Annotated in this window: 14 protein-coding genes; 5 read left to right on the forward strand and 9 right to left on the reverse strand. The window is 69.7% G+C overall.

Features of this window, described 5'->3' with window-relative positions; translation table 11 throughout:
* Nucleotides 1-84 precede the first annotated feature (84 nt).
* The 4 genes from KG111_RS06420 to KG111_RS06435 form a co-directional block, all read right to left on the reverse strand.
* Nucleotides 85-1,794, reverse strand: coding sequence for a DEAD/DEAH box helicase (locus KG111_RS06420; protein ID WP_249666328.1), 1,710 nt, complete (start codon nucleotides 1,792-1,794; stop codon nucleotides 85-87).
* Between the two features lie 29 nt (nucleotides 1,795-1,823).
* Nucleotides 1,824-3,143, reverse strand: a complete 1,320-nt coding sequence (locus tag KG111_RS06425; RefSeq protein WP_205292993.1) for an HNH endonuclease signature motif containing protein — start codon at nucleotides 3,141-3,143, stop codon at nucleotides 1,824-1,826.
* Between the two features lie 63 nt (nucleotides 3,144-3,206).
* Nucleotides 3,207-3,713 carry a nuclease-related domain-containing protein gene (locus tag KG111_RS06430; RefSeq protein WP_213450026.1) on the reverse strand — a complete coding sequence of 169 codons (507 nt, stop codon included), beginning with the start codon at nucleotides 3,711-3,713 and terminating at the stop codon, nucleotides 3,207-3,209.
* A 461-nt stretch (nucleotides 3,714-4,174) separates the two neighbouring features.
* On the reverse strand, nucleotides 4,175-4,786 hold the full coding sequence (locus KG111_RS06435) for a TetR/AcrR family transcriptional regulator (protein ID WP_205292995.1): 612 nt from the start codon (nucleotides 4,784-4,786) through the stop codon (nucleotides 4,175-4,177).
* Between the two features lie 62 nt (nucleotides 4,787-4,848).
* Here KG111_RS06435 and KG111_RS06440 point away from each other — a divergent pair, with 62 nt between their 5' ends.
* Together KG111_RS06440 and KG111_RS06445 are read left to right on the forward strand one after the other, a co-directional pair.
* Nucleotides 4,849-6,156 carry an oxygenase MpaB family protein gene (locus tag KG111_RS06440; RefSeq protein WP_205292996.1) on the forward strand — a complete coding sequence of 436 codons (1,308 nt, stop codon included), beginning with the start codon at nucleotides 4,849-4,851 and terminating at the stop codon, nucleotides 6,154-6,156.
* Between the two features lie 123 nt (nucleotides 6,157-6,279).
* Entirely contained in the window at nucleotides 6,280-7,983 is a 1,704-nt protein-coding gene (locus KG111_RS06445) for an esterase/lipase family protein (protein ID WP_205292997.1), read from the forward strand.
* A 22-nt stretch (nucleotides 7,984-8,005) separates the two neighbouring features.
* On the opposite strand, the gene KG111_RS06450 is transcribed toward KG111_RS06445, so the two are convergent.
* The 4 genes from KG111_RS06450 to hrpB all read right to left on the reverse strand — a co-directional run bounded on the left by KG111_RS06450 (nucleotide 8,006) and on the right by hrpB (nucleotide 12,070).
* Nucleotides 8,006-8,239: a DUF3099 domain-containing protein gene (locus KG111_RS06450; RefSeq protein ID WP_205292998.1), complete on the reverse strand. Its 234-nt coding sequence runs from the start codon at nucleotides 8,237-8,239 to the stop codon at nucleotides 8,006-8,008.
* 44 nt (nucleotides 8,240-8,283) lie between these two features.
* Complete coding sequence (locus KG111_RS06455) at nucleotides 8,284-8,694, reverse strand: nuclear transport factor 2 family protein (RefSeq protein ID WP_205292999.1); 411 nt, start codon at nucleotides 8,692-8,694, stop codon at nucleotides 8,284-8,286.
* An 82-nt stretch (nucleotides 8,695-8,776) separates the two neighbouring features.
* Entirely contained in the window at nucleotides 8,777-9,523 is a 747-nt protein-coding gene (locus KG111_RS06460; RefSeq protein WP_205293000.1) for a DUF4184 family protein, read from the reverse strand.
* Between the two features lie 21 nt (nucleotides 9,524-9,544).
* Complete coding sequence (gene hrpB, locus KG111_RS06465; RefSeq protein ID WP_249666329.1) at nucleotides 9,545-12,070, reverse strand: ATP-dependent helicase HrpB; 2,526 nt, start codon at nucleotides 12,068-12,070, stop codon at nucleotides 9,545-9,547.
* A 347-nt stretch (nucleotides 12,071-12,417) separates the two neighbouring features.
* On the opposite strand from hrpB, the gene KG111_RS06470 reads away from it, so the two are divergent.
* Nucleotides 12,418-13,770, forward strand: coding sequence for a carotenoid oxygenase family protein (locus KG111_RS06470; protein ID WP_205293002.1), 1,353 nt, complete (start codon nucleotides 12,418-12,420; stop codon nucleotides 13,768-13,770).
* Between the two features lie 144 nt (nucleotides 13,771-13,914).
* Here KG111_RS06470 and KG111_RS06475 read toward each other — a convergent pair whose 3' ends face one another.
* Nucleotides 13,915-14,523: a class I SAM-dependent methyltransferase gene (locus KG111_RS06475; protein ID WP_205293126.1), complete on the reverse strand. Its 609-nt coding sequence runs from the start codon at nucleotides 14,521-14,523 to the stop codon at nucleotides 13,915-13,917.
* Nucleotides 14,524-14,937: 414 nt separating this feature from the next.
* On the opposite strand from KG111_RS06475, the gene KG111_RS06480 reads away from it, so the two are divergent.
* Both KG111_RS06480 and KG111_RS06485 read left to right on the forward strand, forming a co-directional pair.
* Nucleotides 14,938-16,923: a hypothetical protein gene (locus KG111_RS06480; RefSeq protein ID WP_205291564.1), complete on the forward strand. Its 1,986-nt coding sequence runs from the start codon at nucleotides 14,938-14,940 to the stop codon at nucleotides 16,921-16,923.
* Nucleotides 16,924-17,142: 219 nt separating this feature from the next.
* Complete coding sequence (locus KG111_RS06485) at nucleotides 17,143-20,760, forward strand: anti-phage protein Upx-like protein (RefSeq protein ID WP_205291563.1); 3,618 nt, start codon at nucleotides 17,143-17,145, stop codon at nucleotides 20,758-20,760.
* Nucleotides 20,761-21,053: the final 293 nt, after the last annotated feature.

The raw sequence follows: 21,053 nt of genomic DNA on the forward strand, positions 1-21,053 counted from the left end.
CACCCGTTGTGGTCCGCCGAATCACCCGGTGTGGCTCGTCGAATCACCCGTTGTGGTCCGTCGAGTCGCGCCCGGCGGTCAGGTTCAGCTGCCGTCGTGGGTCAAGGACGCGGCGGGTAGCCAGTCCGCCCCGAGCAGGCCGGCGACGTCGGCCAGCCCCGCGGTGTCGCTGCCCACGGTGTCGGAGGCGGCGGCGATCCGCTCCACCATCACCTTCGCGACCTGCTCCTCGACGGTGCCCTCGGCGTAGGCGATGTGCCACGGCGAGACCTGGTGGTCGCGGTGGGTGCGGCCGGTGACCTGGCGGCCGGCGATGCCGGAGAACCGGGCCTGGTGGAAGACGCCGACCCGCGGCTCCGTGCTGGCCTGGCGGCCGTCGGCGAGGGTCTCGCCGGCGTGCAGGCTGATCGAGGCGACGGTGGTGAACACGCACACCTTCGCCGCACCCGTCTGGAACCGCAGCCGCTCGGCCTCGGCGTCGAACCGGTCGCGGCCGTAGATGGTGGCCACCTCGATGCCGGAGTCCCGCAGCCGGTCGACGATCGGGTCGGCAGCGGTCGCGACGAACTCGACCGAGCACGCCACCTGCCGCTCGGCCTCGACCTGCTGGGCGATCCAGGCGACGGTGGCGTCGACGCGGATCAGGCCGGCCTTCTGCCGGAAGCGCAGCAGCGCGGCGCGGCCCTTGGCGACGTTGCGGCCGCGGCGGGCGACGTCCATCTCGCGGCAGAACGCACCCCACTCGGCCTCGTACGCCGTCCGCTCCGCCGGCGTGAGCGTCACCGGCATGCCGGAGATCGGCACCGGTCCCCACGGCGCCGCCCGGTGCAGCATCGCGGCCGGTCGAACGTCGTCGAGCCAGCCGCGCACCAGCTTCAGGTCCGCCGCACGGCGAGCGGCGTCGGTGGTCCAGGTGGCGCCGTACCGGCCGTGCTCCACCGCGACGCCGTGCCGCTCCAGCGCGGCCGCGAACGCGGCGCCCGGCTGCGTCGCGTTCGTCCACTCCTTCATCGGCTCCTCGAGCACCTGCGCATAGGCAGGTGCGAGGTAGGGCAGCTCGAGCGGCGTGTGTCCGGGTGTCGCGGTGGTGGCGATGACGAACGGTGCCTTGTCGTGCGCCTTGCCGTGCCCTGAGATCCGCGCCCAGAGCTTCCACCGCTTCGTCGTCGTACGACGCAAGGCGTGCGCCTCGTCGGCGATGATCACGTCCCAGGTGTGGTCCTTGACCTTCTCCAGCCGGTCCCACGTGATCACGACCCACTCCAGGCCGTCGTCGCCGAGCGCGGTGATGGTGCGGCACCAGTGACCGATGGTGATCGCGGCGGGCCGGTCGGCCACGACGAGCACCCGGCGCGCGCCGCGCAGGTCGGCCACGGCCGAGGCGCCGAGGACCGCGGAGATCGTCTTGCCCACGCCGGGCTCGTCGGCGAGCAGGAACAGCCGCCCGCCGGCCTCGGCCCGCGCCGCGATCGCGTCGGCGGCCTCGAACTGCAGCCGCCGCGGCTCGAGCGTGTCCTCGGGGGCCGGCGTCGGGTTCGGTGTCGGGGAGTCCGGGTTGAGCTGGTTCTCGAGGAACCGGCCCAGCGTGTGCGGCCCGGGCGTGTACGGCGCCAGGTGCGCCGGCAGCACCCGCCCGACGTACAGGTGGGTCTTGACCGCCGGGTGCCACGACGCGTCCTCGACCTGCGTGCCGTAGGGCACGTCGAGCACCCACAGCCGTTCACCCGGACCGGCGACCGGCAGCGGTCGTGGAGCCGTGCGGCGGCGGGTGCGGGAACGTCGGGGGCTGGCCACCGGTGGACGGTATCGGGACCGTCCGCCGGTCACGCCGCGAACCCGTCCAGCACGATGGCGGTCGTCGTCACGTCGTCCCGTGTCAGCGCCGGCCTGCTCCCCGTGCCCCACACCCTGCGTGTGCCGCTGGGATCAACCAGGTAGAAGGCCCCGTACGGATCTCGCCAGACGACGATCCCGGGGAAGGGTTGTCGGGCCTCCCACCCTGCGTGGGTCTTGACCCGGTGGTGGGTGCGGGTCATCGGCGCCAGGTTCCCGATGGCGGTCGGTCCGCCTTCGCTGTAGGGGATCGTGTGGTCGATGTCGCCGGTGCGGGCGAGGCTGGCGGCGTACGGGAACACATCGGCCGGGTGGATGAGCCGGACCGCGTCGCGCAGCTGCTGCGGGATCTCGTACGCGTCCACGGGTGCCTGGCCGGCGAGGTCGAGCACCGGGGTGACCTTGATCCTCCCGGCGACCGTGGCGAACGTGTGGCGCACCCAGTCCATGGTCACCGGACCGTGTCCCTCGAGCCGAGCGACCGGCGTGCCGATGGCGAAGTGCAGGTGGGCGCTCACCTTCGGCCTGATCTGCCGGATCTCGGGGTCGACGTGGGTCGCGGGGTTCACCAGCGCAGCGAAGGCGGCGACGCGCCGCTCGTCCCGGCTCGCCTCGGGAATGGTGTCTTCGAGCTTCTTCGCCACCTGGGTGATCGCTGCTTCGGCGGTCATGATGACGATGGCGTTGTCGCGGATCGTCAAGGTGGCCATGCCGTGCCGGTTCACCCGGGACATCCGGACGTGCTTCTCGGTCTGCGCGAGCTCCTCGCGGGCCCTCGCCAGGTGGGGTGCCGCGGCGGCGACCTTGCCGTCCACCAACGCCTCGAACCTGGCCCACGGCAGCCGGCCGTCCGCGGAATCGACGACCTCGCCGTCCACCCACGCCGCCTCCTCGGCCGACAGCTCCCGCGTGGCCTCGGCGACGTGGCGGGCGCACCGGACCCGCACCACGCCCGAGTCGAGGCCCGCGTGCAGCTGCGGCAGGCGGTGCTCGATGTCGACGGCGTCGGCGATCAGCTTCCTGGCGCCGTACGGGGAGGTCTGGATCCGGGCGCCGAAGGCCGCGGCGGCGTACTCGGTGATCTTCGGCGTGCCCTCGGCGCCCGCGCTCCGGGCCCGGGAACGGCCACGACGATCACCGACAGGAAGTGCGTCGGGACTGTGCAGCACCGCCCACTGCCGCGCGGCACGCAACAGCATGCGCTCTGCCTCGAGCCGCGCTGCGTGCTGGGACTCCACGAACCCGAGAAGCTCCTCGGCCGACATCGAACGCAGCGCGTCCTGGTCGGAATGGAGCTGGGAGGTGGTCATGACTCATGGAAGCAGGAGCGTCCGACGGAACCTGGCGGCCGACGTCTGGGGCGTCGTCCGGCCTCACCTCCAGGTCGTGGACCGCCGGGCGACGTTGAAGACGGCTTCGACCGCCTCGGCGTCCAGGACAGGTGGGAGGTCGCGGGCCCAGCGTGGCAGGTCACGTCGGGTGAGGACCGTGACGTCGGCGGGTGGCTCCCGGACAGTGATCTCGCGGGGGTCGACCACGGCGATGACGGCGTGCACCCTCGTCGCCCGACCGACCGCAGCGGAGAGCAGCTTCGTAGCGCGGTCGGCCTCGTGGCGGGAGTTGCGGAGGTACGGCTGCCTGTGGCCGTTCACCATGAACGTGTTCGAGGCGATCCAGATCTTGGCGTTGCGGAGTGCCTTCGTGTTGATCGTGAACACGCCGCCGGGCCCGATGAGGACGTGATCGATGTCTGAGCCCATCGTGCCGACGGGGACCGAGTGCAGGAAACGCCAGCTGCTGCCTCGTGCGATACGAGCGAGCTCCGTGGCCACCGTCTCCTCACCGCTGGCTCCGACGCTCCACGCCCGCTCCTCGCGCATGGCGGTGGGCGCGTGTCGAGGTGGGACCGGAAGCCCGCCGAGGTGCTCCCACAGGGACTGACCGGGGTCGTTGCGCACAAGATCCCGCCAACCGCCGTGCGGAGGGTCGGTGGGAATCCGCCACAACGGGTGCTCGGCCCGCCAACGGTTATAGGACCGCGACTCGTGCTCATAGGTCCGTCTCGCTCGGCGACGCCGCCACCAACCGCGCATGCCAGATGTGGTCAGGTCGGGCGGCTCCGGTTCGCACGGGTTCGTGGCGCACGGCACGCCGGGTCCGCCACGTGGTCGCGCGACGTGTCCAGGTCCCGGTAGCCGACGACAGTGCCGTCGCTGAGCCAGACGTAGGCGCGGTTGATGCCTGGTTCGCATCGCCACGAGACCTCTGCCGAGAGCACCCGGGAATCATGGCCTGCGACAGCCGGTCGCTGCGGCAGAATGCGCGGACGCGCGGAGGACGTTCACCGCTCACGCACCTCCGGCGCCGAGGCCTGGGCGACGAGGTGGTCGATCAGCGCGAGGAGCCGCTTCTCGGTCGCGTTCTCCGGCTCCTCCAGTCGCATCCGGAGCAGCTCGCGCCCGGAGACGTGGACGAGCCGGGCGACGTACTCGGGGTCGGGGGTGTCGGGGAAGGCCAGCTCCAGGCCGTGGCGCAGGAAGGCGCGGATGATCGCCTCGGACTCCTCGAGCCGGGCGTGCAGTGCCGGTGGGGCGCCCTGGGGCGGGAACAGGAAGAGCCGCCAGGTGGCGGGCGCCGCGGCGAGGGCGTCGAGCGCGACACGGAAGGCGCCGAGGAAGACCGCGGACGGCTCGGTGACCTCGAGCGCCGCCACGCCGTGGGCGAACTGGTCGCGCATCCGGGCGAACTCGCGGTCGACCAGCGCCACGCACAGGCCGCCCATGTCGCCGAACTGCTGGTAGAGCACCGCGCGGGACACGCCTGCGGCCTCGGCGACCCGGCGGGGTGTCGCGGCGGGGAAGCCGTCGGCGTCGACGATCTCCAGCAGGACGTCGAGGATCTGCTCGCGCCGGTCCTCGCCGGTCATCCGCTTGCGGCCCGTGGTGGCGGTCATGGCCCTTGACACCCTAGTCCCGCGCATGTCGGATGGAACTAACAGACTGAAAGTTGGCTTCGATGACGGTGCACCACCCCGAGCTCGCCGACCGCGTGCGTAGCCAGTCCCGCCTGCAACCGGCCATGTACGGCGACGTCGACCTGACCGCGATCCCGTACCGGTTCACGGTCGACCCCGACGTGCGCTCCTCGCTGCCCGAATGGGTGGCCGACCGGGACCCGCTGCTGGCCGACGAGCAGACCGTCGACCTGATGCGCACCGCGACGATGCTCGGCGACGTGGTCGCCGACCCCTACGCCGCGCTCCAGGACCGCTACGGCGTCAAGGGCCTGATCGAGATGCTCACGACCGCCTGCCGCGAGGGCATCGACGCGGTGCCGGACGCCCCCGAGGAGCTGGTCGCGTTCCTCGCCTCGATGGAGCAGGTGCCGGACTGGCTGGACATGGAGCTGGTCGAGGAGGGCGCCCGCCACATCCGGGTGCCGACCGCATTCCTCGCGCCGTTCCTCACCCGCGGCGCGTTCCTGGCCACCTTCATCAACACCTACGCCGCGCTGCCGATGGCCCTGACCGGCGCCCTGTCCGACAAACGCGCCGCGCGCCGGGTCACCGAGACCACGAGCTTCTTCGCGATCACGACCCTGCCAGGCGCCCTGGAGCGCTACGGCGTCGGCTTCGAGACCACCGCGCACGTGCGGCTGATGCACTCCGTGGTGCGCTTCAACGCGCTGCGCCGGTCGGCGAAGTGGGACCGGGACGTGTACGGCGTGCCGGTGCCGCAGGTCGACCAGATGCCGGCGGGCATGATCAACGTCTACCTGCTCGCCTCGGCGGCGCTGCGCCAGGGCCGCACCGAGTGGACGCCGCGGGAGCGCGCGATCCACGAGTTCGTCCGGTACCGCTGCTTCCTGATGGGCCTGCCCGAGGACCTGCTGCCCAGCGACCCCGAGGGCATCGTCCGGGTGTTCCACACCCGCGCCGCGACGCTGCGCCACGACTTCGACGACGCCACCTGCGGAGAGCTCGTCCGCTCCACCCTGGCCGCCTACCTGCGCCCGGGCCGCACGCCCTTCGACCTCGTCGCGGACCGCGTCGAGAAGGCCTGGAGCAAGACCTTCTTCACCCGCGCCTTCGGCCGGGCCCGAGAGGCGGCGGCGATGGGAGTCGAGCTGAACGGCCTCGACCGCGCCCTCGTCGCGGCGACCGCCCCCTTCATCCTCGGCCGGTTCACGGTGGTGCTGCGGGCCACCCAGGGCCGGTTCCACGCGCCGTTCGACGCCTACACGCTGCGGCTGCTGCGCAAGCGGCTGGCGACGTACGGCGTGGAGCAGGCCATGACCGAGGACCACGGCGCCATCGCCCACTGACTCCCCGCAGCCCCAGCGGGCCGCGCAGCGAAATCTGGGTATCTCCGCGTTCCCCCTCCACTCGTCGGGGGAGCACGCGAGGAACGTGGTGTCCGTCCGACGACGCCACCCTCGGGGGATGCCATGAGCGAGACCACCGCTGCACGCCGTGCCGATGACGGGGCGGTGCCGGGGGTGCACCCCCGTCCGTTGCTGCTGGTCCGCGGGTTCGGCGGCCTCGACGTGGAGGCGGAGCAGCGCAACGCCTACCAGGGCTTCAACGACGGCACGGTGTATCCCGAGCGGCGCGGCCAGAACTTCATCTACGAGGGCTTCGTGCTGCGCGCGCTGAAGTCGGCCCGCTACCGCTACACCGACGCGACCAACGTCGTCGGCTACTACCCCGAGGCGCTCGAGCCCGCCGACTCGAGCCGCTACTTCGGCGGTTTCGCGCCGGACGACATCGGCGGCAACAGTGTGGTGATCGACCCCGCGACGGCGGAGCTGGTGCTGGCCTCCGGGCTCGCCGGCACGATCTGGGTCTACCGCTACTACGACCTGCGGCCCCGCGCCCTGGCGACGTACGGCGCCGGGCTGGCCCGGTTGGTGCGCCTGATCGAGAAGGCCGCCGCGGTGCACGGGCACGACTTCGAGGGTGTCGACATCGTCGCGCACAGCATGGGCGGGCTCGTGGTCCGCGAGGGGCTGAAGGTGCTGCACGGCGAGAAGAAGGACTCGGCGAGGCGTCTGGTGCACAAGGTGGTCACGCTGGGCACCCCGCACCGGGGCATCGCGTTCCAAGGGCTGCCGCGGTGGCTCACGGCGGTGCTGCCGGGGGTGCGCGACACCAGCGACGAGCTCGCGGCGTTCAGCCCGCACCGCAAGGACGCCGCCCGGGTCAAGCAGTGGTTCGAGCCCGAGAACATCCTCACCGTGGTGGGCACCGACTTCCGCACCTACCACAACGCCGCCGCCTCACTGGCGAACCGGCTCACCTCCCTTCCTGACGAGGGCACGCTGGCCACCAACCGGAGCGACGGGCTGGTCAAGCAGGCCGCGGCCCAGCTGCCCGGTGCGCCGCGGACGTTCGTGCACAAGTGCCACGGCGGCCCCGACTCGCTGGTGACCTCGCGGGAGGCCTACGAGATCGCCATGCGGTTCTTCCACGGCACCCACCGGGTGCGGCTGCACCTGGACGAGGCCCGGATCAGCCGCGGACGCGACTTCTTCGGCAAGTCCGAGTTCTACTTCGGTGTCACGATCAAGCCGCGCGGCGTGGACTTCGAGCTGTTCCACCAGAGCCGGGCGGCACAGAACTGCTACGGCCCGTTCCGCGAGGCGGACCTCAGCGACGGGCGGGAGGACCTCGCCGAGGAGCTGGCCCGGCCCCTGGCCAAGACCGGCGACGAGACCACCTGCTGGGCCGGTCCCGACCGGCTGATCTGGGACGGCTGGATCGACGCGAACGCGGTGCCCGACCCGGACAGCCCGGAGATGGTGTTCCGCCTCGACGTGTATGTCGGGGAGCGGGACAGCTACGGCGTGGGGTTCTCCGACAACGTGATCTTCCGCAAGCAGTACTACGTGCAGGTCTTCCCGGGCAGCCCGATGCAGATGTTCGTGCACACCGACGAGCGGTGGCTGGGCCCCGCGGCGACGCGCACCGAGCAGGCCATGGGCCAGGAGGCGGCAGACCTGAGCAGCACCGACGATCGGGGAGTGGTGAGGGACGCGGAGGCGCCCTCGCCACAGGTGCAGCGCGCCGAGCACGCCGACGACGGTTGGCGCTTCGACGTCGCCGGCACCGGGTTCGCGGCCACCTTCCGGGTGGAGATCGACGGGGTGTGAGCCCGGGCGGCGCCGTCGCTGCTCAGTGGTCCTCGCCCCAGTTGGCGACGATCACCGCGATCGGCGGCAGCACCGCCGCGACCGCCGACATCGCCACCGCCGCCGGCGTCGACCACAGCCGCACGACGTTCCAGGCCAGCACGATCAGCACGACGCACGTGCCCATCAGGGCGACGTACCACCGCCGCCGGCGGCGCAGCCGCTCGCTCTGGGAGCGGCGCACGCCGTCACCGGTGATGCGTTCGGGACGAGCCATCCCTCCACTGTGCCACCGCGACATCCACGCGGGCCGCGGTGCGCTCAGCGCGACCGACCGGGCTCCGCGGTCAGCGCCCCGGGGAGGGAGCCGTGGAAGTGCTTGAGCTTCCACTCCCCATCCTCGCGCACCAACCAGAGCGTCAGCCGGAAGTCGAAGCGATGCGGCCCGGTGCCGTCGTCGGACTCCACCTGTCCCTCGGTCGCGACGAGCAGGTGCGTGTCGCTCGCGTCCACGACGGCGTGGCGGTCGAGGTGCCAGCGGATGGTGTTGGCGTCGACGACGCGTTGCAGGTAGTCGCTGGCCTCATCGGGGCCGAAGTTGGCCCGTGAGGCACCGAAGATGACGACGTCGTCGGTGCACATCGTCCTCAGCGCGGTCATGTCCCGAGCAGCGATCCCGACCTCGAACCGGTCCAGGAACGCTCGCGCCTCGGCGAAGCCGTCAGCCACCATCGTTGCACTCTATGAGCCACTCGCCCGGGTGTCGACAGGCTCGCACGTCTCGGTCCTCGACGCCGCTTGCCCGCTCCGTGTCTCAGCCCGGCGAGGACGACACGGACACCCTCCGTGCGCGTACGACGTGCCAGGCGACGCATGCCGCGAACGTCGCCACCACGAGGGCGATGACGCCGTCGACGACGGCGAAGTACGCCATGGCGTGCGGGGCGGGTGCGTGCCGGACGACGGCGAGCAGCCCGGTCGCGGCGGCTGTGGCGAGCACGACGGGCAGCGTCGGTGCCGGCAGCACCCGCGGCGCGCGCGGTTCGGCCAGCGGCTTCCGGGAGCGCACGAGGTGCACCAGGTACCACCCGAGGACCGCCGAGCCGACGACCCCGGAGCCGTACTGCGCCCACTGCGCCCCGAGGAGGCCGGCGTGCTCCTCGCGCAACCACGCGATGCGGCTCGTGCCCCAGCGGTCCGCGTGGGTGAACGAGTCCCACCCGACGTGGGTGAGCGCGCCGAGGCACGCCGCCGGGACCGCGAGCAGCCACTCCCGCCCGCTCAGCCGGACCCGCGGCCGCAACCGGATCCGGAGCCGTTGCGGTGCCATGTCGACCAGTGCGTCGCGCACTCCCGTGAACCACAGCAGCAGCACCGCGAGCGCGACCACCAGGTCGACGCTCACGATCCCCAGCGCGCTGTGGGTGACGCCGTACACGCCCCACGCACCCAGGAAGACCGGCAGGTCGGGCGCCATGGACCCGATCACCAGGGCGACCATCGGCAGCCCGAGGCGCCGCAGCGGCAGCACGGCGGCGGGATGGGCGATCGTCACCGGCATTGGCGCATCCTAGGCCGGCCGCTACCGCCGGGGCCGCGGATTGTTCGTGCGGGCGGTGGCCGGGGCGGTGCGCGGGTCCTCGGGCCAGGAGTGCTTGGGGTAGCGCCCGCGCAGGTCGGCGCGCACCCCCGGATAGCCGTTGTCCCAGAAGGAGTCGAGGTCTGCGGTGACGGCGGCGGGACGCCGGGCGGGGGAGAGCAGGTGCAGCAGCAGCGGCACCCGGCCGTCGGCGAGCACCGGCACGTCCCTCCAGCCGAAAACCTCCTGCAGCCGTACGGCGAGCACCGGCTGCTCGCCCGTGTAGTCGATCCGCACGGTCGATCCGCTGGGCACCTGCACCCGCTCGGGGGCCAGCTCGTCGAGCCGGCCGGCCTGCGGCCAGGGCAGCAGCGCCCGCAGCGCGGAGGTGACGTCGATGCGGCGCAGGTCGGCCGCGGAGCGCACCCGCGCCAGCTGGGGGCCGAGCCACGACTCGAGGTTCTCGGTCAGCGCGGTGTCGCTGACGTCGGGCCACGGGTCGCCGAGGGCGCGGTGCAGGAAGTCGAGGCGGGCGCGCAGCGCGGTGGCGGCCTCGGTCCAGGTCAGCAGGCCGATGCCCTCACTGGCCAGCGCCTCACGGATCGCCGCGGCCACGGCCTCGGTGGGCGGATCGGGGAGCGGGACGGAGCTGAGCTCGATCGCGCCCAGCAACGTACGACGCCGCGCCACCACCCGCCCGCCGGTCCAGGTGACCTCGTCGACCTCGCGCCACACCGACCCCGCGGCCTCCAGCGCCAGGTCCTCGGTGAGCGGCGCAGCGGCGCGGATCCGTGCCTCACGCTGCCCGGCGCGGCGCTCGGCGTCGCCGACCGCGAGCCACTCCAGGCCGGCCAGCGGCCCCGGGTCGCGGGGGTCGAGGGCGGCGCCGGTGCCGGAGGCCATCAGGTAGCTCGAGGAGCCGGCGCGCTTGCGCGCGATCCGGTCCGGGTGCGCCAGCGCGACCACCAGCCCGACGGCGACGTCGTCGGTCAGGCGGTGGGAGTGACCGGCGCCCTTGTCGGACTCTTGAGCGGCCTGCGCGTCGGCGATCTTCTGAAGCCGGGTGACCTGGCTGCGCCAGGCGCCGGAGCGCTCCCCGGCACGCAACCCGCGGAGCGCGGCGACCAGGTCGGCGCCGGGGGCGCGGACATCCTCGCTGAGCATCGCGACCACCTCGGCGGCGCGCTTGGTGCCGACGAGCGGTGCGCCGTCGAGGAGCGCGCGGGCCAGGCGCGGGTCGGTCGGCACGCCCGCGATCAGGCGGCCGCGTGCGGTGGCCCGACCGTCCTCGGTCAGTGCACCCAGCTCGACGAGCACTTCGCGGGCGCTGGCGAGGGCGTGCGCCGGCGGTTGGTCGAGCAGTGCCAGGTCGCGCACGTCGGTGCTGCCCCAGCACGCCACCTCCAGTGCGAACGCGGTCAGGTCGGCGGTGGCGATCTCGGGCTCGGGGTGCGCGGCGAGGTGGGCGTGCTCGGCCTCGGACCAGCAGCGCAGCACGGCGCCGGGCCCCAGTCGTCCGGCGCGTCCGGCCCGCTGCTCGGCCGCGGCCTTGCTGACCGCGACGGTGACCAGGGAGGCCAGGCCGCGGCGGTGGTCGGTGCGCGGCTCGCGGGAGAACCCGGCGTCGACCACGATGCGGACCCCGGGCACGGTCAGCGACGACTCGGCGACCGCCGTGGACACGACCACCCGGCGCCGCGGTCCCTCCTGCAGCGCCCGGTCCTGCGCGGCGCCGGGCAGCCGGCCGTGCAGAGGATGCACGTCGACGTCGAGGCCGGCGAGGCGTCGTACGGTGGCGTCGACCTCGGCGACACCCGGCACGAAGACCAGGACGTCGCCGGTGTGCTCGGCGAGCGCACGGCGGACGGTGGCGGCGACGTGGTCGTGGAAGCCCGGGGTGATGCCGCGGTCGTCGGTACGGCGCACGCCCGGCGGCGGCGGGCACCAGACGGTCTGCACCGGGTGCAGGGCACCGGGGACGGTGACCACGGGAGCTCCGCCGAGCAGGGACGCCGTCCGCTCGGCCTCGATGGTGGCCGACATCGCCACCAGGGACAGGTCGCGCAGGTTGGCGCGGATGTCGACGAGCAGGGCCAGGGTCAGGTCGGCGTCGAGGTGCCGCTCGTGCACCTCGTCGAGCACGACGGCGCCGACGCCGGCCAGCTCGGGGTCGTGCTGGATCCGTCGCAGCAGCAGCCCGGTGGTGACCACCTCGACCCGCGTGGCGCGGCCGACCTTCCGGTCCCCGCGTACGGCGTACCCGACCGTCTCACCCACCGGCTCGCCCAGCAGCTGCGCCAACCGCCGGGCCGCGGCACGGGCCGCGATCCGGCTGGGCTGGGTGACCACCACCCGCCCGTCGACGCTTTGGGCGACCGCGGGCGGCACCAGCGTGGTCTTGCCGGTGCCGGGCGGAGCGTGCACCACCGCGGTCCCGGTGCTGCGCAGCGCCTCGTCGAGCGCCGGCAGGCCCGCGGTGACCGGGAGGTCCGGCGGTGCGGCGAGCAGGCGGCGCAGCGGGTCGGACACGTCTGAAGTCTGCCGCACGGACCCGTTCACGCAGGGGGCCGTGCGCTCATCGCGGCGGGAGCGGTCGGTTCAGCGGTTCTGGGTGCCGTCGTTGTAGGGGTCGGGCACACCGGGAGGCGTCTCACCGCTGCCGTGGAGGTACCCGGAAGCGAGGGTGGCTGTTCTCCCAGTTGTTGTCGCGCTCATCCACCTGAACGATCTCGACCTCATCCATCACGGAAGTCTCCCAGTCGCCAGCGCGGAATCTACCGCTCATCGGCAGACCTCGTCCGCCGCGGATTGACGCGTTGTCGGAGAGGGTGTCTATTGGTGGGGTCGGCTCGGCGGCCTATTCCAGGGAGCAGGCGATGACTGCAGCGACGTACCTCGACGGCAACTTTGCGCCGGTGGCCACCGAGGTGACCGCCACGGATCTCGAGGTCACGGGCGCGGTTCCGTCGGGCCTGGCGGGAAGGTACATCCGCACCGGCCCCAACCCCTTCGCAGCGCAGGCCGACACGTACCACTGGTTCGCGGGCGACGGGATGGTGCACGGCGTCGACCTGCACGGCGGCCGGCCACGCTGGTACCGCAACCGCTGGGTGCGCAGCCCCGAGGCCAGCGCGCACCTCGGCGCGTCCCCCGTGCCCCACGAGGACGGCGGGTGGTACTCGGGCTCGGGCAACACCAACGTGTTCGCCCACGCCGGCCGGATCCTGGCCGTGACGGAGGGGTCGCTGCCTTATGAGCTGACGGGCGACCTGGACACGGTCGCCACGCGCAACTTCGGCGGCCCTCTCCCTGCCGGGATCAACGCCCACCCCAAGTTCGACCCGCACAGCGGCGAGATGCACGTGATGAGCTACGGCTTCGACAACCCCGCGTTGCGCTACCACGTGATCGACTCTGCCGGGGAGCTCGCCAGCACCGTCGACATCGACCTTCCGGCTCCGGTCATGCTGCACGACATGGGCCTGACCGCCTCCCGGGTCGTGCTCTTCGACCTGCCTGTGCTCTTCGACCTGGAGCTCGCCCTGCAGGGCGCTGCCCTGCCCTTCCGTTGGCGCCCCGACAACGGGGCCCGGGTCGGGCTCCTGCCCCGGGCCGGCGCCGGGTCCGACGTCGTGTGGATCGACGTCGAGCCGTGCTTCGTCTACCACCCCCTCAACGCCTTCGACGACGGTGATCGAGTGATCATCGACCTGGTGGTGCACGACCACGCCTTCGCCGAGGACGGCGAGCCGGTGTCGGATCGCCCCCGTCTGGAGCGCTGGACGCTCGACCCGCGGACACGCAAGGTCCTCACCGAGACGATCGACGATCGCGGCACGGAGTTCCCACGCGGGGACGAACGACTCACCGGCAGCCGCCACCGCTACGGCTACACGATCGGCGCATCCTCGGTGCTCGACCTGGGCTCCCTGGGCGATGATCCTCGGACCGCCGTGCGCAAGCACGACCTTGTCGGCGGCACCAGCGTCGAGGTGGACCTGGGCCCCGGCCGCATCGCCAGCGAGATGGTGTTCGTCCCGGCTGGCGGCACGGCTGGCGAGGACGACGGCTGGCTCATGGGCTACGTGTACGACGCGGCGCGCGGCGCCAGCGACCTGGTGATCATCGATGCCCACGACTTCGGGCATCCGGTGGCCACGGTCCACCTCCCGGCCCGCGTGCCGCAGGGATTCCATGGGAACTGGATCCCCGACTCCGCCCTCGCCTGAGCATCGGACCTCGGGATGCGTGCGGAGCGCGCACACTTGCGGCGGTAAGACGCACTCACCGCGGCATGAGCGGGCGGGCCCGCAGGGTGGCATGGGCATCACTCCGTTGGCGAAGTAGCACTTCGCGGCGACGTTCGTCCGGTTTCAAACTGCCCGCGCGGCGACGGCGGCGTACTTCCGACCCGGGCGCTCCGCGAACTCCCGTTGTAGGCGCTCCACCTCGGCGAATCCAGCCTCGGTAACGCGTCGCACCATCAGGTCACACGGCCAGCGGTACGCGGTGTGGACAGCGTGGTCGAACGAGGCGACCTCGTCGTCACTGTCAAAGAACCCGAGGACCAGCGTGCCGGACGGGGCAAGGAGGCGGCGGAACTCGGCGAGCACGCCGTCCAGGTCTGCCGGGGGAACGTGGATCGTTGAGTACCAACTGAGGATGCCTGCTATGGAGTTGGCCGCTAGGTTCAGGTCGGTCATTGAGTCCAGTCGGAATTCCGGGCCGGGATGGTTGGCGCGAGCATGGCTGATGAACTCCGGCACCACGTCAATGCCGGTGACTTGGACGCCGCGCTGGTGCAGATCGGCAGTCCAGTGCCCGGGTCCGCAGCCGAGGTCGAGCACGGGGCCTTCGCTACCGGCGAGGTGCCGCCGGATGAACGTCGCGTCGGCCTTGTCCGCGTCCCAGTCCCCGTCGAACAGGTCGACGTACTGCTGCGATTTCGACGAGTAGGCGTCGCGCACCGAGCGGAGATCCACGACGGCAGGCTAACGGCCCGCCACCGAAAAGTTCCTCATGCCGTTACCCGACTCTCGGCATGAGAGTGCGCTTCCAGCACACGCTGATAGGCGGCGGAGTGACGCACCGGCTGGGCTAGTGTCAGACCGGCTTGACCGGAGTCTCAGGTGCCGAGGACGAGCACGCTTGGCCAGGCCAATGCGGAGGCATCTGCCCAGGTGCCATCCCTGCGCCACTGGGCGTGACCAGTGGCGTCCGGGCATGCGTCCCGTCGCGGGCTGAAGGGCTATACGACAGCATCTGGCGGCGGCACTCGAGCCGCGTGGAAACCTATTCGGTCGGTGTCGGTGGTGCGAGATTCAATGGTGAGGCGACCAACTTCGATCCGGCTGCCTGACCGGTCGGCGTTGGCCTTGGCTCAGGGGAGGAACGACATGACCGCGGACATCGACGACGACGTCACTATGCGCCTGCGCTTCTACGGCGCCGGCGACTACGCCACCTACTGGCAGATCCAGGAGGCGGCAGACATCATTCAGCGGTTCAACCCGTCCGCCCCACCCGACGACGTCAACGGCGTTCTGGAGATCCACAACGCACGCCTGTTCGTGGAGGCAGGCTTCCCGCCGAAGGACCTGTCCGAGGCCGAGCAGGCCACGCTCACTGAGGCGGCCCGCCCCATCCGACGAGTCGTCGCCCAGTGGTTCCACGCGCTCGAGGACGAGGATCTTGATGACAAGCTCAGCGACGTTGACTGGCAGTACCACGAGCAACTTCTCGAGCTCCTGGCCGGACTCGGTGTCTTCGGGCGGTGCAGTGCGACTTCCATGCTGGCCGCCCTCGACCGTGCCCGCATTCACCTCGGTGACCTGCTCACCAGCAAGCGCCTCGTCGAGAACTACGACACGCAGGTCCGCGACCTCCTCCTCGCCGACCCAGACCGAGCCGAGCTCGTCATCCGGCACCACCTCGAGGACCAAGTCAGGAAGGAGACCTTCCTCCCTGCCAGCCTCACTCCGGCCGACCAGCGTGCTCTGATTCAGAAGTACATCGACAGTGACAACCCGAACGGCAACTACCTGAGGCTCGTAGCGAACGCCCCGATCGACGCCAAGACCGGTGTCGACAAGCGGCTGATCGTCAACGCCAGGCGCTGCTATGACGCTCAGGTGAAGGAGTTCTTCGCGACCAACACCGGCATCAGGACCGGATGCTCGGTCTCCGTGTCTGCCACGCAGATCGAGCCGATGACTGTCTCTCTGGATGACGCCGTCATCGAGTACACCTTCAGCGAGGCCCGGCTCGAGGACACCCTGGACTACGCCTCGGTCCTCAATAACTTCCAGTTCCTGTTCGAGTTCGCGCCCGAGGACGGACTGCTGACGATGCCGGCCGTCGACAGCGAGCGCCGCGGTCTCGAGTCCGTCTTCGGTCTCGATGGCACCCACGACTACCTCACCGGACACGCCTTCACAGCCAAGGACCTCGCAACTCTCTCGCAGACGGTCATGTGCCAACGCTTCCTCGCAGCGAGGGGCATCGACCTCGAGGAAGTGCTCCGCTGGTACTTCGAGGAGCACCTTCCTTCGGAGCTCGGCATCACCGGGTTCGCCTTCACCCCCAGCAGCTCCACCGCGAACTACCTGGAGCGGTGCCGCAACCTCTTTGCAGAGATGGAGTCGATCGCCACTCAGTACATCCTCTTCATCGAGGACGGCGAGATCGACCACGACGTGGCCACCGCCGGCGCAGACCTGGTCCGGTACCGAGCCATCCCTAGCTCGCTCGAGGGCAAGTACGCCTACGCGACCGACCACCCCGAGATCCAGTCAATCCTCCACGTCCTGTTCTCCGACCAGTCACACCTCACCTACGTCGACGAGAACCTGAGCGGCGACAACGCCGTCGACCTCCTGGTCCGAAACCAGGTCCCTTACGAGGCACTGCACGCCTTCCAGCGGCCGATGATCGACAAGCTCATCGAGATCGGGCTCGCAGAGAACACAGGGCAGCGCATCGTGTTGACGAACTTCCCGCTCTTCTCGGTCCTGAGGTCACTCAGTCACCACGAGGCAGTGGCCTACCACCACCTCGATCAGGCGGCCCGCGCCCACGTAGACACGATGGTCGACGCAGGGTGGCTGGTGCGACGCTCATCCCTGCTGACCGAGGCAGAGGCCGCGTACTTCAACTACAACCTGAACTCGGTCGATTTCAGCAACGGCCCCAAGCTCCGCAATAAGTACCAGCACGGAGTCCAACCCAAGGGCGAAGGCGAGGCCCAGCACCAGGACACCTACTACAGGGCACTGCGGCTGATGATCGCCTTGACGATCAAGATCAACGACGAGCTCGTCCTGGCGTCGGCTGGGAACGGCACCCCGACCGTCGAGGAGACTCCGGCAGACCGAGACAGCTGACCGAGGGTCGAAGTCAATCGGACAGGCGGGCGGCGTCCAATGGCAGCTGGCTGTGTGTACTTCCCCGGAAGCGGCTCCGCATGCACGTCAGGGTTCACGGTGGAGGCGTCGAGTTCCATCGGCGCGTGACAAGTGCAAGGGCAGAGGCGGCGATATGACCCGCGTTCGGGGCATCGAGATGCCCCGGGGTTTGTCGGTACCGCCTGCGAAGATCCCGCCGTGACCAGCATCAGCATCGATAACGTCCCGCGAACCGTCGACGGGCCGTCCGTCGTTGCTGCTGCGTCCGCGTTGATGTTGCTCCCGGAGAACGCGTCGCGGCACCTGCGCCTGCACAGGATGGCGGCTCTCGGCATGGCGCTTGGGGACCGGCAAATCTCCGCGGCCAGTGCCAGCGCTGTCCGCGCGCTGCTAAAGAGGGACGACATCGGCGGTCCTGATGTCCTCCGGGAAGAAGACCCTTACTCCGACGTCCTTGTGCAGAGCATCGATTTCGCCGGAGGCCCATACCTTGTCTCGTCGGGCTCCGGGGACCACACGGTGGCTGACGTCAAGAACCTCATCGACGCGATGCTCCGTGAGCGTTGGATGGACATAGACCTCTACCAGCCGGCATTCCGAATGGTTCACACTCTGCTCATCGTCAGCGACCTTGTCCTGAGGCGCGCCGGCCTCCGGCGGGGGACGCTGCCGCTGGGGTCTGCGCGGACGCCCGTTGACGTTCCCGGAGCGGCCCGGCTGAGAGAACTCGCTTCTGCTGCGTTCATATCGAACGACGACCTCGACTCGTATGGCCCGTGGTTCCGTATGGTCATCGACACCTTCGCGCTCGATCCGGGAACCCTCACAGAGCCTTGTGGCGACGAGATCACAGATGACCGTCTGCATATGTATCCATTCCTTCGACTGGCCGACGGCTATCGGGTGGTGCTCCCCCTCGATCTCCTCGTGACAATGCGCTTCCACTTCTTGCGTTTCGCGAAGCAGGCCGGCCAACTCGAGGAACTGGGACGGAGGTGGCGAACCGCCGCTCTCTATCGCGTCATGCGCCTGCTCGACCGCGACAGGACCGCGATCCTTCTCGAAGAGGACGACCTGGTCTCCAGGTATCTGTTGCCGATCGACGACAGACGCGACCTTCACGTCGTGCTCGCAACCGACCCGCTGACCAACTGGGATACCAACGTCTGGGGCCACCTGCACGACACCCAGGCGGTCTTGGCGCGCCTTGCCCACCTCATAGCGCCTGAGGAGCGTCGCACGTACTCCAGCGCCTCGACGCTCCTGCACCTCGTCATCAGCGACAACCCGGGCGGCGCCGCATTCTGGGGCGTCCCCAACATCAACGACGCCGACCCGATGCTCATCGTCAGGTCAGACGATCTCGAGGTCATGCTTCATCACGAGCCTGATGGCGCTCTGGGCCTGCTCCTCTTCGCCGAAGCGCAGGACAGGCGGCCCGGGGAAGCATTTGTCACCGACATCCTCGACGAGTTCAGCGTCTACAAGGCGTCCGAGAAGTCGTTCTACGTCTCGGACGGGCCGCCGCCGAATTTCACGCTGTTTCAAACCGGAGAGGCGCTTGCGCCTCGTGCCAAATACCAACTCGAGGTCGACCTGCACGGAGTCGTGCCGCCGCGTGAACCTCAAATCATCGTCCCTGCTCAACGCCGATACCGAAGCGATGGCCACGGCATCTACATCGTCGATCCACGCAGTCCCTTCCGAGGCTACGTGGTCGAGCTGACCGACAGCAGCGTCTTCATCACCGTTGACCTAGACGAACACGGACCGATAGGTGTCGAGGCCAACCTCGTGGAATGCGCTGCCTACTGGGTCTGGGAATGCGCGAATCGCGTCGGTGTCCTACCGGCCGATCCGACCGTTGAAATCGTGCTCAAACTGTCCTCGCCCGAGTCGTGGCGCAGGTCAAGCGACTGGTCGCAGTCCGATCCTGCGGTGCGCGTCTCCCCACGCGCAGGTGGCTTCGACTTCGAGATCACCGAGACGTTCGTTGCCCTCCTGCAAGAAGGAGACAACGTCGCCGAGCGCGAGCTGGTGTCGGCCTTGCTGGAAGGCCTGTTCGCTGTAGTGGTTGCCGATCTGCCAGGAACCCTGGATCCGGTCGCACCGAGCGGTTCCAAGCGCATGCTCAACGCCTTCGATCAAAGCCAGGCACCTGACATGTGGGCGAAGGGGCTGCCTCGCCCGCTGACAGGACACTCCCAAGTCGTCGCGCAGCTGCTCGATGACCTGGGCGACTGGCTCCGTTCGCCGTCAGGCGGCAACTTCCCGACGGGCGGTCTCGACGGGAACGACCGCGTCGCTGCCCTCAACGCGGCCGTCAAGTACCTCTTCAAGCGCCTCGAAAGCGAGATCGCTGAATATGAGCCTCACGACCTGCTCGCGTACCTGATCGCGCAGAACGAATCGCTCCTCCACGATGCCAAGTTCCTCGGCCTCATGCTCCGGTCGCGAATCGCGTGCTTCGGAGAGAACTCTGAGGCTGCCACCGATCTCGTTGAGGAGCGCAAAGCGAGTGCTTCTGCACAGCGTGCCAACCGTTTCCTAATCGAGTACGTGGCAGCGCGTCCGCCGACCGGCACCGAACAAGTCCAGACGCGCGACTACTATCGACTGCTCAGCATCGCGAGCGAGATCGCCGAACGAGGAACAGCTTCAGACTTCCTGCATCACCGGCTAGCAGACTTCGAGGTGTCCATCCTCGAGTCGGGGCGCCTCGGAGTAGAGCGGGGTCACCCGGTCCACCAAGCGATGCAGATGTACGCCGAGAACTCTGGGTCCCGATCGCTCCGTGAGGCCCAAGCAGACGACTCGGTCGAAGGCTCCGCTGACGAATCGAATCGGTTCGACTTCGCCGAGTTCCTTGCAACGAGTGCCGAAGCAACGCGCGCAGAGTTCCGATTCACCTTCGACGATCTGCGCGAGGTATGTGGGGGTCTGCTGGATCTCGCGGCCGCAGACCAAGTGAATCGCGTCGACCGAACGCGTGCCATCGCGGAGATTGCGAGGAGCAGGGGTCTGACCCAAGGGACCGTGAAGCGGGTTCTCGACAAGATCACACTCGTCCCCAGAGCGTCTTTCATGTCGATCGGATACGACGCCGTGCCATGGCGCTTCAACCGAGACATGTCGTACATCCGGAGACCCGTCGTCCAGCAAGGAACTGACCTCGTCTTCGGCTTCCGAACCCTCTACCGGCTCGGACCGTACTGGGTCGAAAACCTCCTCTCCGGTCGGCTCCAGGGACGAGCCGAGACCGACGAGATGATCAAGTTCATCTCCCAGGCAAGACGCCGAATCAACGACCAATTCGCGCAACAGGTCGCCCGTAAGCTCGACCGTCTCGGCTTCACCATCAGACTCTCGGTGAAGAAGTTCGGAAAGAACCGAGTAGCCGACCCGGACGGCAACGACATCGGCGACATCGACGTACTCGCCTTCCACGAGGTCAGCAACACCCTCCTCGCCGTTGAAGCCAAGGACTTCGAGATCGCCCGTACGCCGGTCGAGATCGCCAACGAGGTCGAGAAGCTGTTCACCGGGAAGAACGGCAAGAGATCGACTGTCGAACTCCACTCGCGACGGATCGACTGGCTCCACGACAACATCGTCATGGTCACTGCCGACCTTGGCCTCCCCGCAAGCACTCACGTTAGGGTGCTCGGCGCCGTCGTGACCAGCGAGCCGCTGCTCATGCCCCTGGTGACGGAGAGCCCGTTCCCGGTCGTCGCCATCGACGACCTCACCGCCGACGCCGTCGGAGTCGACGCGGGCCGACAACGATCCCGGTACAGGCAATCCCGCGGGCGGTAGGTAGTCCCTGCCGTTGTCCGGGCAGTTCATCAGCACTACATCGGACGGCGGCCGAGTGTGCTGCCCGCGTTGCGGCGACATCACACGCGGGAGCTAGGTCCGAGCAAGAGGCGGCGATCTCGCGTCATTCTGGGCGGAATGCACTAGATGCCGCGGTCCTGCCGCGTGCGGGTATGAGCAGTCGGCTCGGCATCATGCACGGGTGAAGCCGAGTTACCGCGATGCGACGGCTGCCGGTACCTCAGCCCTGATCGTTCCGGTAAAGATTGAGCCGCGCAGGAGCAATCCTCCAG

Origin of the sequence: Nocardioides faecalis (assembly GCF_018388425.1) — a bacterium.
Taxonomy (GTDB): Bacteria; Actinomycetota; Actinomycetes; order Propionibacteriales; family Nocardioidaceae; genus Nocardioides; species Nocardioides faecalis.

Excerpts from the sequence above, each read along its gene's own strand:
- KG111_RS06455 (WP_205292999.1), bottom strand. The coding sequence starts at position 8,694 with ATGGTGGCTGACGGCTTCGCCGAGGCGCGAGCGTTCCTGGACCGGTTC.
- KG111_RS06480 (WP_205291564.1), top strand. The coding sequence starts at position 14,938 with ATGACCGCGGACATCGACGACGACGTCACTATGCGCCTGCGCTTCTAC.
- KG111_RS06430 (WP_213450026.1), bottom strand. The coding sequence starts at position 3,713 with ATGCGCGAGGAGCGGGCGTGGAGCGTCGGAGCCAGCGGTGAGGAGACG.
- KG111_RS06440 (WP_205292996.1), top strand. The coding sequence starts at position 4,849 with ATGACGGTGCACCACCCCGAGCTCGCCGACCGCGTGCGTAGCCAGTCC.
- KG111_RS06425 (WP_205292993.1), bottom strand. The coding sequence starts at position 3,143 with ATGACCACCTCCCAGCTCCATTCCGACCAGGACGCGCTGCGTTCGATG.
- KG111_RS06435 (WP_205292995.1), bottom strand. The coding sequence starts at position 4,786 with ATGACCGCCACCACGGGCCGCAAGCGGATGACCGGCGAGGACCGGCGC.
- KG111_RS06470 (WP_205293002.1), top strand. The coding sequence starts at position 12,418 with ATGACTGCAGCGACGTACCTCGACGGCAACTTTGCGCCGGTGGCCACC.
- KG111_RS06445 (WP_205292997.1), top strand. The coding sequence starts at position 6,280 with ATGAGCGAGACCACCGCTGCACGCCGTGCCGATGACGGGGCGGTGCCG.
- KG111_RS06460 (WP_205293000.1), bottom strand. The coding sequence starts at position 9,523 with ATGCCGGTGACGATCGCCCATCCCGCCGCCGTGCTGCCGCTGCGGCGC.
- KG111_RS06450 (WP_205292998.1), bottom strand. The coding sequence starts at position 8,239 with ATGGCTCGTCCCGAACGCATCACCGGTGACGGCGTGCGCCGCTCCCAG.